This is a genomic window from Microbacterium sp. NPDC056569, assembly GCF_042793475.1.
Lineage (GTDB): Bacteria > Actinomycetota > Actinomycetes > Actinomycetales > Microbacteriaceae > Microbacterium.
In genome coordinates, this window is record NZ_JBHTUV010000003.1 from 313,456 (window position 1) to 329,817 (window position 16,362).

The 16,362-nt window shown below is 71.7% G+C and carries 13 protein-coding genes; 5 read left to right on the forward strand and 8 right to left on the reverse strand.

Going from position 1 to position 16,362, the window contains the following annotated elements; genetic code table 11:
- The 3 genes from ACFQ7C_RS05730 to ACFQ7C_RS05740 form a co-directional block, all read right to left on the reverse strand.
- Positions 1–1,785: a SulP family inorganic anion transporter gene (locus ACFQ7C_RS05730; RefSeq protein ID WP_378898550.1), complete on the reverse strand. Its 1,785-nt coding sequence runs from the start codon at positions 1,783–1,785 to the stop codon at positions 1–3.
- Between the two features lie 97 nt (positions 1,786–1,882).
- Complete coding sequence (locus ACFQ7C_RS05735) at positions 1,883–3,049, reverse strand: hypothetical protein (protein ID WP_378898598.1); 1,167 nt, start codon at positions 3,047–3,049, stop codon at positions 1,883–1,885.
- A gap of 116 nt (positions 3,050–3,165) precedes the next feature.
- Positions 3,166–3,999: an NAD(P)/FAD-dependent oxidoreductase gene (locus ACFQ7C_RS05740; RefSeq protein WP_378898551.1), complete on the reverse strand. Its 834-nt coding sequence runs from the start codon at positions 3,997–3,999 to the stop codon at positions 3,166–3,168.
- Between the two features lie 53 nt (positions 4,000–4,052).
- Between ACFQ7C_RS05740 and ACFQ7C_RS05745 the strand changes: the two genes are divergently transcribed.
- Positions 4,053–4,538, forward strand: a complete 486-nt coding sequence (locus ACFQ7C_RS05745) for a MerR family transcriptional regulator (RefSeq protein WP_378898552.1) — start codon at positions 4,053–4,055, stop codon at positions 4,536–4,538.
- 9 nt (positions 4,539–4,547) lie between these two features.
- Entirely contained in the window at positions 4,548–5,912 is a 1,365-nt protein-coding gene (locus ACFQ7C_RS05750) for an ATP-dependent RecD-like DNA helicase (protein ID WP_378898553.1), read from the forward strand.
- Between the two features lie 24 nt (positions 5,913–5,936).
- On the opposite strand, the gene ACFQ7C_RS05755 is transcribed toward ACFQ7C_RS05750, so the two are convergent.
- Together ACFQ7C_RS05755 and ACFQ7C_RS05760 are read right to left on the reverse strand one after the other, a co-directional pair.
- A complete protein-coding gene (locus tag ACFQ7C_RS05755) occupies positions 5,937–6,599 on the reverse strand; it encodes a heme oxygenase (biliverdin-producing) (protein WP_378898554.1) in 663 nt (220 codons plus the stop codon).
- A 44-nt stretch (positions 6,600–6,643) separates the two neighbouring features.
- Positions 6,644–6,970: a DUF2470 domain-containing protein gene (locus tag ACFQ7C_RS05760; protein WP_378898555.1), complete on the reverse strand. Its 327-nt coding sequence runs from the start codon at positions 6,968–6,970 to the stop codon at positions 6,644–6,646.
- Positions 6,971–7,050: 80 nt separating this feature from the next.
- Here ACFQ7C_RS05760 and ACFQ7C_RS05765 point away from each other — a divergent pair, with 80 nt between their 5' ends.
- The gene (locus tag ACFQ7C_RS05765) at positions 7,051–8,319 is read left to right on the forward strand and encodes a serine hydrolase domain-containing protein (RefSeq protein WP_378898599.1); all 1,269 of its coding nucleotides are present in this window, start codon (positions 7,051–7,053) and stop codon (positions 8,317–8,319) included.
- Positions 8,320–8,360: 41 nt separating this feature from the next.
- Positions 8,361–9,356 carry a Gfo/Idh/MocA family protein gene (locus ACFQ7C_RS05770; protein ID WP_378898556.1) on the forward strand — a complete coding sequence of 332 codons (996 nt, stop codon included), beginning with the start codon at positions 8,361–8,363 and terminating at the stop codon, positions 9,354–9,356.
- A gap of 18 nt (positions 9,357–9,374) precedes the next feature.
- On the opposite strand, the gene ACFQ7C_RS05775 is transcribed toward ACFQ7C_RS05770, so the two are convergent.
- Genes ACFQ7C_RS05775 through ACFQ7C_RS05785 form a run of 3 tightly spaced genes read right to left on the reverse strand, consistent with a single transcriptional unit; the run spans position 9,375 to position 14,157 of the window.
- Entirely contained in the window at positions 9,375–10,838 is a 1,464-nt protein-coding gene (locus tag ACFQ7C_RS05775) for a glutamate--cysteine ligase (RefSeq protein WP_378898557.1), read from the reverse strand.
- 35 nt (positions 10,839–10,873) lie between these two features.
- Entirely contained in the window at positions 10,874–11,980 is a 1,107-nt protein-coding gene (locus ACFQ7C_RS05780; RefSeq protein WP_378898558.1) for a substrate-binding domain-containing protein, read from the reverse strand.
- Complete coding sequence (locus tag ACFQ7C_RS05785) at positions 11,977–14,157, reverse strand: heparinase II/III family protein (protein ID WP_378898559.1); 2,181 nt, start codon at positions 14,155–14,157, stop codon at positions 11,977–11,979. The genes ACFQ7C_RS05780 and ACFQ7C_RS05785 overlap by 4 nt, the downstream gene beginning before the upstream one ends.
- A gap of 195 nt (positions 14,158–14,352) precedes the next feature.
- Between ACFQ7C_RS05785 and ACFQ7C_RS05790 the strand changes: the two genes are divergently transcribed.
- Positions 14,353–16,350 carry a DUF2264 domain-containing protein gene (locus tag ACFQ7C_RS05790; protein ID WP_378898560.1) on the forward strand — a complete coding sequence of 666 codons (1,998 nt, stop codon included), beginning with the start codon at positions 14,353–14,355 and terminating at the stop codon, positions 16,348–16,350.
- The last annotated feature ends 12 nt before the right edge of the window (positions 16,351–16,362 follow it).

Here is a 16,362-nt window from a genome sequence, read left to right on the forward strand (position 1 = left end):
CTACCCTTTCGCGCCTCTGTGCGGCTCGTCGCCGGGCGCGTGCTCAGGGCCTTCGGGCGCAGCATCCCATTTCGTGCCGCTGATGTCGCCCCGCAGCGTGCCCGTGAGCTCGTCGACGGCGGCGCCGACGGTCGGCGCGAAGCGGTCGGGAGCGAACCGGTCGGTGAGGCCGTAGCGGGCGAGGGCGTCCACGACCGGCGACTTCATCTCGGCGATGATGAGACGGATGCCGCGTGCCTCGAGGTACTCGTCGAGCTCGACCAGTTCGTCGGCCGCGGTGGTGTCGATGTCGGTGATCGGCTCGGCCGCGAGGATCACGGTGCGGACGTCGGGGCCGGCGGCGCGGACCCGCGAGCGCACCCAGTCGTCGAAGATCGCTCCGTTCGCGAAGAACAGCGGCGCGTCGAACCGCACGATCACGACGCCGGGGATCCTCTTCGCATCGGGGTTGCGCGACAGGTCGTGGTAGCCCCGCAGGCCCTCGACGCGGCCGAGCTCGGCCTTGTACGGCCGCCACGAGCGGTTGACGAAGGCGATGAACGAGAGGCCGATCGTGATGACGATGCCCTGGAGCACGCCGAAGACGAGCACGCCGAGGAACGCGGCGGCCGAGAGCACCGCGTCGACGACGTTGATGCGCACCAGCCGCACGACGCCGCGCACGTCGATGAGGCTGATCGCGGCGCTGATGACGACGGCGGCGAGCGTCGCCGACGGGAGGAAGCGGGTGAGGTCGGGGAGCACGAGGATGAACACGATCAGCAGGACCGCGCCGACGACACCGGTCAGCTGCGTGCGGGCTCCGGCCTGTTCCGCGACCGGGGTGCGCGACGACGACCCCGAGACCGGGAAGCCGCCCAGTGCGCCGCCGGCCACGTTCGCGATGCCGAGCGCCGCCATCTCCTGGCTGCCGCTGACGCTGTCGCCCCGGCGGGCGGCGAAGGTGCGGGACAGCACGGCGGTGTCGGTGAACGCGATGAGGGCGATGCCGGCCGCCGGAAGCGCCAGGGCGGCGACGTCCCCCCACTCCAGGCCGCCGAGGGCGGGCGCAGGAAGACCTTGCGGCAGGGCGCCTACGACGGGGATCGCTGTCGCGAACCCCAGGATGGCAACGAGCACCATCGACAGCACGACCACGACGAGCGTGCCGGGTATGCGTACGCGGGAGTGCAGCATCCGGAGCGCGAAGATCACGACGAGGGATCCGACGCCGAACGCCGCCGCGACCGGGTCGACCTCTCCCGCCGCGATCGCGTCGACGATGCCGACGGCGCCCTGCCACAGCGTCGGCGCGTCGACGGAGAACCCCAGCAGCTTCGGCAGCTGCGACAGGATGACGATGACCGCGATCGCGTTCAGGTAGCCGACGCGGATCGGCTTCGACAGCAGGTCGGTCACGAAGCCCAGGCGCACGAGCCCGCCGATCAGCAGCAGCGCGCCGACCATGATCGCGAGCAGGCCCGCGAGCGCGACGGCCCGGGCCTCGTCGCCGAGCGCGAGGGGCAGGATCGCCGCGGCGATGATGGGTGCGAGCGACGAATCCGGCCCGAGCACCAGAATGCGGGACGGCCCGAAGACGGCGTAGGCGAGCAGCGGCACGATCGTGGCGTACAGGCCGGTCACCGGAGGCAGGCCCGCGACCTCGGCGTACCCCATTCCGGCGGGGATGAGCAGTGCGGTCACGACGATGCCCGCGCGCACGTCGGGCCACAGCCACGCGCGTTCGTACTGGCGTACGGTCGCGACGGCGGGAATCCACCGCGCGATGCCTTCCTTCGACCTCATCATCGACCCCGGCACCCATCTTGGCGGAAAGGCCGGTCCGCGGGGTCACGCATGTCCGGGTGTTCGTGACGCCCCGACGACCCGGGCGCCGCCGGCGCTACCTCGTGTCGGGGCCGGTGACCACGATCGTCGCGGTGCCGTCGGGGCGCACGGAGATCGTGCCCTTGACGATGAAGGGGACGTCCTCGCTGACGGCGCGCACGCGGCCGTCGAACAGCGAGCGGATGTCGACCTCGATGTGGGCGACCGCCTCGGCGGCCAGGATCGCCCAGCCCGCGCCGTCGGGCTCGACGGCGACGGTCGGCTGCGTCGTGATCGACCACTCCGGGGCCGAGGTGATGCGGTCCTCCACGAAGAAGCCGAACGGGCAGGCCGTCGGCTGCAGCACCTGCTGCGTCGCGCACGAGGTGAGGAACTCCTCGACCTTCTCCTGCACGACGCTGAGGAAGTTCTCGGTGGGCTGGGCGACCACGTTCACCGGGATCGCGCGGAAGGGGCTGTCGGAGAGCACCGCCACGCCGGGAGTGCTCGAGATCGCCGTGTCGACGGACACCGAGTACAGGCCGGGCGAGAAGACCAGCAGCGACACCGGTGCCGAAGGATCGGCATCCGCTCCGTCGGGCGACACCTGCCGTTTGTCGATCTCGAAGCCGTTCACGTCGAAGACCATCGAGCCGCTGACGCCGAGGTTCATCACCGCGAGCGGGCTCTTCGCGAAGCGCCACGTCGGGGCGAGTCCGATGGAGCCGTCCCGCTCCACCGAGAAGGTCGTGCGGCCGTCGTGGCCGCGAGCCGTGTACTCGACGGTGACGCGCGTGATGTCGCCGTCCTGCTCTTCCGACACGACGTGCGCGTCCTGGATGGGGGCCAGGGCCGCGCCGCGCAGCAGCGCCTCCGACGCCGTGGGCGGGAGTCCGGCCTCTTCGAGCTCGGCCGAGGTCACCGCGACGCCGGGCACCGCGAGGGCATCGGCCGCGCGGCGCTCGGCGAGCAGACCGACGTATCGTTCGACGAACGCCTTGGGGCTGTAGAACTCGTGCGAGATCACCCCCCACGCGGCGACCACGGCGCCGGCCAGGACGACACCCACGACACCGAGGAGGGTGAGATCGAGGGCGAGACGGCGGCGCGGGCGTCCCTTGACAGGCGGCTGGATGATCTGCTGCTCGGGAGTCGCGGATGCCTCGGGCCCGGCGTCAGCGGTGACTCCGGGGGTCGCGTCAGCGGCCGGGCGCGCACTCGCGCGACCGGACGACGTGTCCATCACCCCCTGGTCCACGCGCCCAGTCTAGGAAAGCGTGGCCGGGAGGCCCCTGTGGACCGCAAAGTTCGGACTCGCATTCCCTCGCGCCCCAACCCGCACCCGCACCCCACGGGGCGTCAGGGCATGATCGCGTCACGCACCGCGCTCGCGCCGGCGAGCTGGCCGGAGGCGATCGCGGCGGCCAGCGACACCATCGGGCCGGGAACGGCCGCCAGATGCGCCATGTCTCCGCCCGCGTAGATGCCGGGCACGGTCGTGCGCCCCATCGGGTCGATCTCCACGCCGCCGCCGGGAAGCATGCCGCAGCCGAGCTGCTCGGCGAACGGTGCGCGCTGCGTCGCGGTGGCGGCGGTGAACACGCCGGCGACGTGCTCCACCGACCCGTCGGCGAGCGACAGCTCGAGCCCGTCGTCGACCTCGGTCACCAGCGCGACGTCGGCGGGGCGGGCGATGAAGGCGGACGCGACGACGGGGCGCAGCATCCGTTCGATCATCTCGGCGTGCTCGCCGTCGATGAGGATGCCGACGCGCCGGCCGGCGAACTCGTGGCCGTGGCAGAACGGGCACTGGGCGACGAGGCGGCCCCACTGCTCGGCGAGACCGCGTACCGGAGGCAGCTCGTCGCGCATGCCGGTCGCCAGCACGAGGCGCGCGGCGCGCTCGACGCCGTCGGCAGTGGTCACCTCGAAGGCGCCGAGGGATCCCGACACGGAGGCGACGGCGGTTGTGCGCACCTCGACGGTGTCGTACGCCGCGAGCTCCTCGCGCGCGATGCGGCGCAGCTCGGCGGGGCTCCGGCCGTCGTTCGTCAGGAGATTGTGGGCGTGCTCGACGGTGGCGTTGCGGTACTCGCCCGAGTCGAGCAGGAGCATGGAGCGGTGCATGCGGCCGATGGTGAGCGCGGCCTGGAGGCCGGCCGGGCCGCCGCCGATCACGATGACGTCGTACATGGGGATCCTCTCGTCGGGTTGCGTCTGCCTCGATCCTGTGACTTCATGTCGACATGAAGTCAAGTCTGCCGATCGGCGACGCCGCCGCCAGGTTCTCGCTGCCCACGCACGTGCTGCGGCACTGGGAGGACGTGGGGCTCCTGCGCCCCGAGCGCGACGGCGGCGGGCGCCGCCGCTTCGGCGACGACGACCTCGTGCGCATCGGGGTGATCGTGCGGAGCAAGAACGCCGGCATGAGCCTCGAGCAGATCGGCGTGCTGCTCGACGAGCAGGCGCCCGAGCGGCACCGCGTGCTCGAGGAGCACCTCGCCGACCTCAAGCGCCGCATGGCCGACATGGAGCGCTCGCGTCGGATGACCGAGCACGCCCTGCGCTGCCGCTCCCACGACATCACGACGTGCCCGCGGTTCCGGGCCATCATGGATGAGGTCGTGGCGGGCACCGGGCGGTGGCGGGAGGCCGACGAGCCGCCTGTGGACAGCGCGCGGGTGTCCACCGATCGCGGTGTGCAGGGCCGAGGCGCAGCATCCGCTCGTTAACATGAGTCGGTGAACACTCCGCCTCTGTCTCCCGAGCAGGAGGCGCTGTTCCGGCTCATCGAAGACACGCGCGAGCACGTGTTCGTGACCGGGCGCGCGGGCACCGGCAAGTCGACGCTGCTGCAGCACCTCGCGTGGAACACGAACAAGCAGATCGCGGTGTGCGCACCGACGGGCGTCGCCGCGCTCAACGTCGAGGGCCAGACGATCCACTCCCTGTTCAAGCTGCCGCTCGGCATCATCGGCGCGCACGACGAGGACCAGTCCGACGCGACGCGCAAGCTGCTGAACGCCATCGACACCCTCGTGATCGACGAGATCTCGATGGTCAACGCCGACCTCATGGACGCGATGGACCGGGCTCTGCGCAAGGCGCGAGGGCGCCGCGGCGAGCCGTTCGGGGGCACGCAGATCGTGATGTTCGGCGATCCGTACCAGCTCGCCCCCGTGCCGCCGCGCGGCGACGAGCTGCGGTACGTGCGCGACCACTACCGGTCGTTCTGGTTCTTCGATGCGAAGGTGTGGGTCGGCGAGGCCGCGACCGACGGCATCCTCGACGTCGGGTCGTACGGGGCCGACCTCAACATCCGCGAGCTGGTCGACATCCACCGGCAGTCCGACCCCGCGTTCAAGGCGATGCTCAACGCGGTGCGCTACGGCCGGGTCACGGCCGACATCGCCGAGGTGCTCAACACGACCGGCGCCCGCACTCCCCCGGATCCGCTCGACGGCGAGCACCCGATCATCACGCTCGCGACCCGCAACGACATCGTCAACAACATCAACCGGCGCCACCTGAACGAACTCGTCGGGCGGGAGCAGACGGCGATGGCGGAGGTCAACGGCGACTTCGGAAGGGGGGATGCCGCGTACCCGGCCGATCTCGAGCTCAAGCTGAAGGTCGGCGCCCAGGTGATGTTCCTGCGCAACGACACCGCCGCGTTCGGCGAGCCGCCGCGGTGGGTCAACGGCACGATCGGCACCGTCACCCGCATCGCGGGCGAGACCGTGCGCGTCGACGTCGAGGGCGAGGAGTTCGACGTCGAGCCCTCGGTGTGGGAGAAGTACCGCTACTCGTACGACCCGGGATCCAAGCAGCTCACGCGCGACATCGTCGCCGAGTTCACGCAGTTCCCGCTGCGGCTGGCGTGGGCCGTCACGATCCACAAGTCGCAGGGCAAGACCTACGACCGCGCGATCATCGACCTCGGCTCGGGGGCGTTCGCCCCGGGGCAGACGTACGTCGCGCTGTCACGCCTGACCTCGCTCGACGGCCTGTACCTCTCGCGACCCCTGCGTCCGCGGGACATCCAGGTCGACCCCGACGTGCGGCGGTTCATGGCGTCGGCGGTACGCGGCACGCCGGTCGCCTGACGCTCGACAGGCGCAGCGACCGATTCAGGCGACCTGGGCGGTCTGGGCGGCCTTCGCGCTCGCCAGGTCCTCGAAGAGCTCGGTGTTGAAGCGGTAGGCGAGCAGGACCTCCTCGATCACGCGCTCCTGCTCCGCAGCATCCCACGGCGCCGCGTCGAGCTGCTCGCGGTAGACGTCCTTGAAGGCCTTCGGGTCGGCGATGTCGTCGAAGAGGTAGAAGCCGATGCCGTTCGTGTCGAACCCGAAGCGGCGTGCCATCAGGCGCCCGATGAACTGGCCGCCGGAGAGGTCGCCGAGGTAGCGCGTGTAGTGGTGGGCGACGAAGCCGCCCGCCCAGGTGGCCCCGACCTCGTTGATGCGGTCGACGTAGCGACGCGTGGTCGGCAGCGGCTCGATGCGGTCGCGCCAATCCGGTCCGACGAGGAACTCGAGGTCGGCCTCGAGCGCGGGAAGACGCGTGAGCTTGTCGGAGATGAACACCGACGCCACGGGATCGTTGCGCATCTGGCCGGCCGTTCGCTCGAGCGCCTCGTAGATGAACCAGTGCTGCACGACGAGGGCGATGTAGTCCTCGCGCGTGCCCTCTCCCTTCATGAGGTCGGCCATGAAGCCGGAGTGCTCGCTCGACGAGTGCGAGCTGCTGGAGCGCTCGCGCAGGGCGGTGGAGAACGGGATCGGGTCGCTCATACCTTCATGCTAACTGAAGATAAGGCGAACCTAACAAACTATTTCTATGCATGCGGTCGGGGCTCGACTCCGAGGCGACGGCACGCCTCGTCGTAGAGCGCGACGATCTCGCGTCGCACCTCCCGGCGCTCGGTGATCGGACCGGTGGGCCACGACACGGCGATCTCGACGGTGGAATCGTCGGCGAGCGTCGCCTCCCACACCCCCTGGTCTCCGTCGAACCCGGTCATCGTCGCGGCGGTGATGTCGACCTCCGCCACACCTGCGTCTGCGGCGAAAGCCCGCGAGATCAGAAGGTTGTCGTCGCCGTGGTCGCCGTTCATGTGGCCGAGCACGCCCGACAGGGCGGCGTCGTCGAAAAGGTGGGTCATGCCTTCACCCTACGGACCGCCGTGCAACGCAAGCGACGCTGGTGTGTTTGAATTCATTGCACGATCATCGGGGGGTGAGAATGCGGATCCACTCCACACGACGCCGCGCCATCGCGGTGATCGCCGGCGCCGTGGTGTCCGCTCTCGCGCTGGCCGGCTGCTCGTTCGGCGGAGCCATCGAGCCCGACGTGCCCCCGCAGTCGACCGCGGCCTTCGCCGACGAGACGGTGCAGCAGCTGACCGACGCCGTGACCCACGCGATGGGCGTGACCGGGTCTTCGGGGGCGATCGTGGGCGTGTGGGCGCCGTGGAGCGGCAGCTGGATCGCCGGGCTCGGCACGCAGCGCCCGGACGGCGGCGGCGATGTCGACGCCGACCTGGTGTTCCGTGCGGGCAAGGTCACGCGCGCGATGACGTGCGATGTGCTCTTCGAGGCCGCCGCCGCGGGCAAGGTCGAGTTCGACGACAGCATCACCGAGTACGTCTCGGGCGTGCCGGACCTCGCCGACGTCACGCTGCAGCAGCTGTGCGACGGCACCTCGGGCATCGGCTCGTACTCCACCCAGCTCTCCTCGTCGTGGCTCACGAACCCGGATCGGGTGTGGGACCCGCGCTATCTCGCGAGCTTCGGGCTGGGCCAGCCGCGTGCGGGTGAACCGGGCGCGGCCTATCGCGACTCCGATGCCGGGTACGTGCTGCTCGGGCTCGCCCTTGAGCGTGCCCTCGACGCGACGGCCGCCGATCTCATCCAGACCCACGTGGCGGATCCGCTCGGGCTCGATGCCACCGCGCTGGGCGAGCTGCCCGAGTCGGGCGTCCTCCAGGGTGGCCAGTCGATCAACAACGCCGAGGGCGCGCTCGACTGCGCGCAGCCGCTCGACCTCACCGCGGCCTCGTCCAGCAGCGGCTTCACCGACGCCGGTGTGGTCACCGACATCCACGACCTCGGCCGGTACGTGCAGGCCCTCGCGTCGGGCGCACTGGTGGACGACGACGACCGGTTCAACGCGCCGGTCCCGGTCGCCGCCGACGCGCCCTCGTGGTACGCCGCGGACGGCGGGGCTCTCATCGCCGGTTCTCTCATCGGCCAGTACGGCAAGGTGCCGGGCTACATCACCGCGGCTTTCGCCGATCCCACGACCGGGCTGACCGTGGCGGTCGTGCTCAACAACTCCGCCGCCGACGCCCTCGTGGGCGAGTACCTGGCGTGGGAGCTCGCGGCGCTCGCGTCGAAGACCCCCGCGTCGGCGGGCGAGACCGCGCCGGAGGCGGGGCTCCCCTGGACCGCCGAGCAGTACCGCACGGCGATCGACACGCTCGCCGTGTGCACGCCGCCGCCCGCCGAGTGACGCAGGCGCGGACGAGCACGACGGCTCGATAACATCGGGGCGTGACTCAGGCGAAGACGAGATGGGCGGTCCTCGGGCCGGGGCAGATCAGCCGGGACTTCGTGGTCGGGCTGCGGGCGTCGGAACACGGGATGCTGCACGCCGTGGGCAGCTCGTCGGCCGAGCGCGCGTCGGCGTTCGCGACGGAGCACGGGGCCGCAGCATCCGGAACCTACGACGAGATCCTGGCGCGCGACGACGTGGACGCGGTGTACGTCGGGACGGTTCACACCACCCACGCCGAGCTTGCGATCCGCGCGCTCGAGGCGGGCAAGGCCGTGCTGTGCGAGAAGCCGGCGAGCCCGACCCTGGATGAGGTCGAGCGGATCCTCGAGGCCGCCCAGCGGACGCAGCGGCCGTTCCTCGAAGCGTTCAAGACCCGGTTCGGCCCGTTCGCCGATGCGCTGCGCGAACTCGCCGCAGGCGGCGACCTCGGCCCGCTGCATCGGTTCGAGGGGGCGTTCGGCTTCGACGCCGGTACGCGCGAGGGGCGCCTGTTCGACCCGGCGGTGGGTGGCGGGGCGATCCTCGACGTGGGCTGCTACCCGCTCGCGCTCGCGCTCGACCTGGCGGCCGCGGCGGGGCAGCCGATCGACGCGCCGGAGTACCGGAGCTTGCAGGCGGAGCTGGTGAACGGCGTCGACGGCTGGGCGACCGCCGAGATCGGGTTCGGCACGGTGACGGCGCAGATGGCGACGGCGGTGGTCGAGGACCTCTCCGACCTGGCCCTGCTGCGGTTCGACGACGCCGATGCCGACGTGCTCCTGCCCAACGTGTGGGGCAGCCGCACCGAGAGCCCGTCGACGCTGATCGTGCGCCGCGGCGCCGACGAGCGGGTCGTCGAGCTCCCGGTCGTGCAGCCGATGGCCGCAGAGGCCGATGCGGTCTCGCTCGCGCTCGCCGAGGGGCGCGTCGAGGTGCCGCAGATGCCCTGGTCGCACACGCGCGCCGCCGCTCGCGTGCTCACCGACTGGCGCGCGGCCGCCCTGGCCGGCTGAGCGGGCTGCACCGGCGACTCACGCCCAGGTGTGCACGGGCTCGTTCGTGTGCATCGCCTCGCGGTACTCCAGCAGGGTGGCGCGAAGTGCGTCGTAGCGCTCCATGCCGGTGCGGCGCCGTATGCGGTCGGCGAACCAGCCGGCGCCCGTCACCCCGGCGAGGCAGCGGCCCTCGATGATGCCGAGCAGGCGATCGCGGACGGATGCCTCGACCCCCCACGCCTCGAGCCCTTGATGTGCCAGGGGCAGCAGGCGCCGCAGCACCAGCTCGGTGGCGGGAACCTGCCCGACGCCCGGCCAGTACAGCTGGGCGTCGATGCCGTCGCGGGCGGCCGTGTGGAAGTTCTCCTCGGCCGCGGTGAAGGAGAGCTGCGACCACAGCGGCCGGTCGTTCTCGGCGATCGCCCGGACGAGCCCGAAATAGAACGCCGCGTTGGCGACGGTGTCGACGACGGTGGGCCCGGCGGCGAGCAGCCGGTTCTCGACGCGCAGGTGCGGCACTCCGCCCGCGACGTCGTAGATCGGGCGGTTCCATCGGTAGATCGTGCCGTTGTGGAGGCGCAGCTCTGCCAGCGCGGGGATGCCGCCGGCCTCGAGCTCGGCCATCGGGTCGTCGTCGTGGACGATCGGCAGGAGCGCCGGGAAGTAGCGGACGTTCTCCTCGAAGAGGTCGAACACCGAGGTGATCCAGCGCTCGCCGAACCACACGCGCGGCCGCACCCCCTGCACCTTCAGCTCCTCGCTGCGCGTGTCGGTGGCCTGTTCGAACAGCGGGATCCTCGTCTCGCGCCACAGCTCCTTGCCCAGCAGGTACGGCGAGTTGGCCGACACCGCGAGCTGGACGCCCGCGATCGCCTGCGAGGCGTTCCAGTACCCCGCGAAGGAGTCGGGCGAGGTCTGGACGTGCAGCTGCGTGCTGGTGCACGCCGCCTCGGGAAGGATCGAGTCCGCGGTCGTGACGAGCCGTTCCGGTCCGTCGATCTTGATCACGATGTCCTCGCCGCGCGCATCGAGGATCTGCTCGCTCAGCAGCCGGTAGCGCGGATTCGCGCTGATGCTGTCGGGCCGCAGGTGCCCTTCGGCGAGGGTCGGCAGGATGCCGATCATCACCAGGTGCGCACCGACGGTGGATGAGCGGGCCTCGGCATGGTTGAGGCTCTTGCGCAGGCCTTCTTCGAAGGTCGTGAGACCGCCCTCGCGCAGGCGGGCGGGCGGCACGTTGATCTCGATGTTGAACTGTCCGAGCTCGGTCTGGAACGCGGCATCCGCGATCGCTTCCAGAGCCTCCGCGTTGCGCAGCGCCGGGTCTCCCGCGTCGTCGACGAGGTTCAGCTCGACCTCGAGTCCCGTCAGCGGGTCGTCGGTGTCGAAATGCGCTTCGCGCAGCATGCGCGCGAACACGTCGAGGTTGCGCCGGACCTTCTCGCGGTGGCGAGTCCGATCGGCGCGGGTGAACTCCTGAGCCGGGACGTCCTCCCCCATGGCGGCACTCTAGCGAGCCGCGGACGTTTCCGCGCCTACGCGCCCCGCGGCGGGGCGGTCGAGCCGCGGACGTTCAGCGTGGGGTTCAGCACGACGCGGTGCACGGGGCGCGTCGGGTCCTCGATGCGCCGTGCCAGCAGATCGACGGCGGCGCGGCCGACCGAGCTGCGCGGCGGGCTCACCGCGGTGAGGGCCGGGGTGAACAGCTCGGCGACCTCGTCGTCGTAAGCGACGACCGAGAGGTCGCCGGGCACCGAGATGCCGCGGTTCAGGGCGAGGTCGACGAACGCCATCGCCTCCGGGTCGGAGTGCACGAGGATCGCCGTGACCGAGTTCGACAGCGCCGCGTCGAGCGTGGCGTCGACGACGGCCGAGAAGTCGGGGCTGGTGCGCGGCGGCAGGCTCGTCTCGAAGTGGTCCGACGGGGTGAGGCCGAGCTCGAGGCACGCGGCCTGCCAGCCCGCGGCGATCTTGCGCGACGTCGGCGAGTCCCGCGCGATGATGAGCCCGACGCGGCGATGGCCGAGCGAGGCGAGGTGCCGGGCCGCGAGCACCGCGCCGAGGGCGTGGTCGGTCGTGACGTTCTCCACCGGGCTGCCGGACGGGAGCACGACCGCATCGCGCTCGACGAGCACGTTGGGAACGCCGCACTCCGCGAGCCACTGCACGACGTCCTGTGCGTGCGGGGTGTCGGTGTTGGGCGCGACGACGAGGCCGCGCACGCCCTCGGTGTGCACGAGCCGCTCGAGCACGGGCCGCTCGTCCTGGAGCTCGTACGACGCGCCGCGCAGCACGACCCGCAGGCCGTGGCGGGTGGCCTCGGTCTCGGCGCCGCGCACGACGCTCGGCCAGTAGAAGCTCAGCGACGGCACGAGCATCGCGATCGATCCGGTGCGAGTGGCGGAGATCGCATGCCCCGCATCGAGCTCGTCGAGTGAGCCCGCCGCGGGCACGGCACCGCCGTGGACGCGCACGAGCAGCCCCTCGCGCTCCATCTGCGCGAGGTCGCGGCGCAGCGTCACCGGGGCGACGCCGAGCTCGTCCATGAGCTGCGCGACGCGCACGGCGCCCTCGCGCTCGAGCGTGGCCATCACGTGCGCCCGCCGCTCCGCGGCCAGCAGCGCCGGTGTCTGGTCGGTCATCGGGCGTCCTCCGCGTTCGTCAGGTCCAGTTCTACCGTGACGGCGACCGCGTCGAGCGTCGTCACGTCCAGATCGAGCCGGGTGAGTCGTGGCCCCCACACGTCGGAGAGCATCGGGTCGTCGAGTTCGCGCACGACGAGCGACGCCTCCACCCCCTCGGGCCACGAGATCCGCACAGGCGTCGCGCCGTCGAGGGGCGTGACGGTGATGGATGCTGCGTCCCGCCGCACCTCGCCGGCCAGCAGCATCCGCACCTGTGTCGGCTCGTCGGTGCCGGGCGTTTCGACTCGCTCGTTCCTCGCTCGCTCACCGACCGGTTCCTCGGCTCCCGGTCGTTGAGCGGAGGGCGCTCCAGCGCCCGAGGACGAAACGCCTTGAGCATGACGGATTGTCCAAGAGTCCTCGATGACCACGCGGCGCGACTCGCGCTCCAGGCGCACCGTACGCCGCCAGGGGGCCGCACCGGCGTAGGCACCCGAGAGCTCGAGCGAGATCGACGCGCCGTCCACCTCGACGTCGGAGGCGGCGAACTCGGCGCCCGGGCTCTGCTCGACGCCGCCGATCACCGGCACGTTGTGCCAGCCGCTCTGCATCGTCCAGATGTCGTAGCGGCCGGGGCCGAAGGTCTGCAGCGTGTAGGTCGGCCGGCCGGCGTCGACGATGACGGGCACGCCGTCCGACGCGACCACGAACGAGCCGACGTCGTTGTGGTTGTGGTGCTCGCCGTTGTGCCCGCCCTTGACCGCGACCGTGAGACCGCGCGCCGTGCCGCCCTGCTCGCGGGCGAGCAGCACCTGGGTCGAGGGCAGCCACACGTCGCGCGGGAAGGGCGATGTCTCCTGTGCCGCGCCGACCCAGGCAGGGTCCGTGATGCCGCGCAGCAGACGGCCGAAGCCCTCGTGCTCCGTGGTAGCGGGCTCTCCGGCCGTGCGGTGCGCCGCGGCGTGGGCGGCAGCATCCGTGTCTCCCGCCATCCGCGCGGCGCGATGCAGGGCGTGCCACGGCTGCGCCGCCGGCGGGCGGGCCTGACCGTCGGCGAGGTTCAGGTACCAGTCCCCGCCGAGGTGCGAGCGGTGCGGGAACGCGACGGTCTCGCGCAGCGCCGGGATGCCCGAGGCGTCGAGCACTCCCCCGGTCGCGTGGCGCACGACGTCGAGGGCTTCGAGCGCGCGGCACGCGCCGTTCCACCAGTACGCGTAGCCCTCGTCGATGGCGCCGTCGGCGGGGAGGACCGACACGTACCGGTCGATCCCCTCGATGGCCAGCGCCACGATGCGCGCCCGCTCGCAGGCCTCGGACGGGTCGTCGAGCAGCCGCAGTGCGGCGGTGATCACGTTGCCGTGGATCCACGGGTTCCAGTTGTGCACGTCGCCGTCGAGCCCGAGCCAGTGCCAGTCGCGACGCTCCGTGAACGGCCGGAACACGCGCACGCGCGCCTCGTGGCGGATGCGGGAACGGATGCCGGGGTACCGGGCCTCGAGCCGTGCGCCGAGCAGCTGGTCGACCCAGGTGAGCAGGGCGACCGCCTCCCCGGCACCGAGGTCGAGGTACGGCGCGGTCACCGTCGGGAGCACCGACCCGCGCTCGCGGAGCGCGTCGTCGTGGGCCGGCCAGCACCACGAGCTCTGCTCGCAGATGAGCCAGACCCCGTCGAGTACCTCGGCGAGGAACCGCGCGCCGAGCTCGTTCTCGCCTTGTTCGTTCGTCACAGATGTACGCCGATCGGCGGTTTTCGCGTGCATTCGTGACGAACGAACATCGGAAGCGGGGGCGGTGGTGGGAGGGGCGCCGTCGTGGGCGGTGGCGTAGTGGGCGGCGGCGATCGCCGCGCGGGCCAGGCGGCGCTGGCGCTCGAAGACCACGGTCTCCCAGCCGACACGATCGCCGTCGTCGTGGATGCGTGCGGCGGCCGTGGCGAGCGGCATGCCCCAGGGGCGGCCGAGGTCTTCGCGGGCGCGGGCGAGCAGATCCGCGATGGCGACAGGATCAGCGCTTCCGTCCGGACCCCAGACTGCGCGGTCGTCGGCGGCGGCGACCGGCAGCGCGCTCTCGGGCGCGGCGAGGAGGGAGGCGAGGGCCGCACCGAACGCGGCGCCGTCGACGCCGGCCTGCCGGTGGTAGACGGCGGCCAGCTCGCCCTCGAACGTCGCGGTCGAGGCATCCGTCGCGGTCGTCAAGGTTCCTCCTCGTTGATTCACCGTGGGTGGGGATCACCGTCGCAGTGGGTTCGGTCTGAACCCAAACCGATCATAAACGATCATAACGAATCTCAAACAACCTTGCAATGAACGAATTGGGTTGCTACAGTCCCAAACGTTCGCTTTCCGCAGATCGAATCCAGCGGCGAGAAGAAGGCATCAAGGGAGATCCCAGTGACGGTCCAGCAGTCCACCACGTCGGCGCACATCGCGACGAGCTTCGACTGGACACGCGACCAGTGGCTCGCCTTCGCCGACCGCCTGCTCGACACCGCACGCACCCACGCGTCGCCGGGTGCCGGCCGCATCCACTTCCCGGGCGCCGAGGGCGGCTACGGCCACGCCGTCGACGGTCTCGAGGGCTTCGCCCGCACGTTCCTCCTCGCCGGCTTCCGCATCGCCGGCGCGCGCGGCGAGGGCACCGAGGAGCTCGCCGACTTCTACCGACGCGGCATCGTCACGGGCGTGGACCCGGAGGCCGACGACCGCTGGGTGCGCCTCGACGAGCACGCCCAGGCCAAGGTGGAGGCCGCATCGCTCGCGCTCGTGCTCGACATGACGCGCCCCTGGATCTGGGACCGTCTCGACGAGCTGACCCAGCAGCGCGTCATCGACTACCTCGCGCCGGTCGTGGGCGACGCGACCTACCCGAAGACAAACTGGCTGTGGTTCCGCGTCGTGGTGCAGACGTTCCTCCGCTCGGTCGGCGGACCGTGGTCGCCCCAGGACATCGCCGATGACCTCGCCCTCCATGACGTGCTCGTGCGCGGGGACGGCTGGATCTCGGACGGCTTCGAGCGCTCGTACGACCACTACGTCGGCTGGGCCCTCCACACCTACCCCGTGCTGTGGTCGCGCATGCAAGGCGCCGACGAGCTCGCCGCGGGCCGCACGCCCGGCGACATCGCCCGCCTGGACCGCTTCCTGCAGGACGCCGTCGCCCTCGTCGGCGCCGACGGCTCCCCGCTGGTGCAGGGTCGCAGCCTCATCTACCGCTTCGCCGCCGCGGCCCCGTTCTGGGTCGGCGCGATCGCCGAGGTCCCGTCGGTGCCGCTCGGGCAGCTGCGCCGCGCGGCGAACGCCGTCGTCGCGCACTTCGCCGCCGCCGATGTTCCCGGCGCGGACGGCGTGCTCACCATGGGCTGGCACCACGAGTGGCGCGAGCTCGCCCAGTCGTACTCCGGCCCCGGTTCGCCGTACTGGGCCGTGAAGGGTCTCCTCGGCATCGCACTCTCCGCTGACCACCCGGTGTGGGCCGCCGAGAGCGAGCCGCTCCCGATCGAGTCGGGCGACGACCTGCGCGCGGTGCGCCCCGCCGGCTGGGTGATCTCGGGCACGCAGGCCGACGGCATCGTGCGCATCGTCAACCACGGCACCGATCACGCCGCCGACGGCAGCCTCGTCGGCGACTCCCCGCTGTACGCGCGGATCGGCTATTCGACCGCGGCAGGCCCGCTCGCCAACCAGCGCGCGTTCGAGGAGCCCCTCGAGCAGTCCGTCGCCCTCGTCGACGCCGCCGGACGCGCCACGCACCGTGCCGCCATGGAGCTCATCGATGTCGGCGTGCAGGACGACGAGGACGGTCGCGTCGGCATCGCCGCCTCGGTGTCGCGCGCCCACTGGATCGACGTGCGCCCCTCGGCGCAGCGCCACGGCTCGGGGGTCGACGGCGACATCGAGATCGTCGGTCTCGTCGAGGTGCACTCGCTCGTGCGCGGCCCGTGGGAGGTGCGCCTCGCGCGCGTGGCCTCGCTCGAGCCCGGCATCGACGCCGCCGCGCTCCGCGTCCGTGTGGGCGGCTGGGCGCTGGCGGCCGAGTCGTTCGGCGATGGATCGACGGATGCTGCCGCCTCGGTGCTCGCGAAGGGGCTGAGCAGCAGCATCCGCCCCCTCCTCGGCGACGGCGCGACGAGCGTCGAGACGCGCGAGGACGCCAGCCCGCTGGGCCCGGTCGCCGCCGTGCCGCTCGCGACCTACCCGGTCGAGCCGGGCACGTGGAGCGCGACGCTCGTCGAGCTCACCACCGAAGACCTCGCATCGCCCGCCGATGCAGGAAGCGTCGCCCTCGAGGAGGACGGCGACCAGACCACCGTCACGGTCACCTGGCCGGACGGGACGGCGACCACGAGTCGCCTCGCACACCCCGGAACAGCGCCCGGCGCGAACCGGTAACCCGATGGGCCC

Bases quoted from the DNA above. Each gene is read 5' to 3' on its own strand.
- ACFQ7C_RS05765 (WP_378898599.1), top strand. From the start codon at position 7,051: ATGCGGATCCACTCCACACGACGCCGCGCCATCGCGGTGATCGCCGGC.
- ACFQ7C_RS05760 (WP_378898555.1), bottom strand. From the start codon at position 6,970: ATGACCCACCTTTTCGACGACGCCGCCCTGTCGGGCGTGCTCGGCCAC.
- ACFQ7C_RS05780 (WP_378898558.1), bottom strand. From the start codon at position 11,980: ATGACCGACCAGACACCGGCGCTGCTGGCCGCGGAGCGGCGGGCGCAC.
- ACFQ7C_RS05745 (WP_378898552.1), top strand. From the start codon at position 4,053: ATGAAGTCAAGTCTGCCGATCGGCGACGCCGCCGCCAGGTTCTCGCTG.
- ACFQ7C_RS05775 (WP_378898557.1), bottom strand. From the start codon at position 10,838: ATGGGGGAGGACGTCCCGGCTCAGGAGTTCACCCGCGCCGATCGGACT.
- ACFQ7C_RS05755 (WP_378898554.1), bottom strand. From the start codon at position 6,599: ATGAGCGACCCGATCCCGTTCTCCACCGCCCTGCGCGAGCGCTCCAGC.
- ACFQ7C_RS05740 (WP_378898551.1), bottom strand. From the start codon at position 3,999: ATGTACGACGTCATCGTGATCGGCGGCGGCCCGGCCGGCCTCCAGGCC.
- ACFQ7C_RS05730 (WP_378898550.1), bottom strand. From the start codon at position 1,785: ATGAGGTCGAAGGAAGGCATCGCGCGGTGGATTCCCGCCGTCGCGACC.
- ACFQ7C_RS05735 (WP_378898598.1), bottom strand. From the start codon at position 3,049: ATGGACACGTCGTCCGGTCGCGCGAGTGCGCGCCCGGCCGCTGACGCG.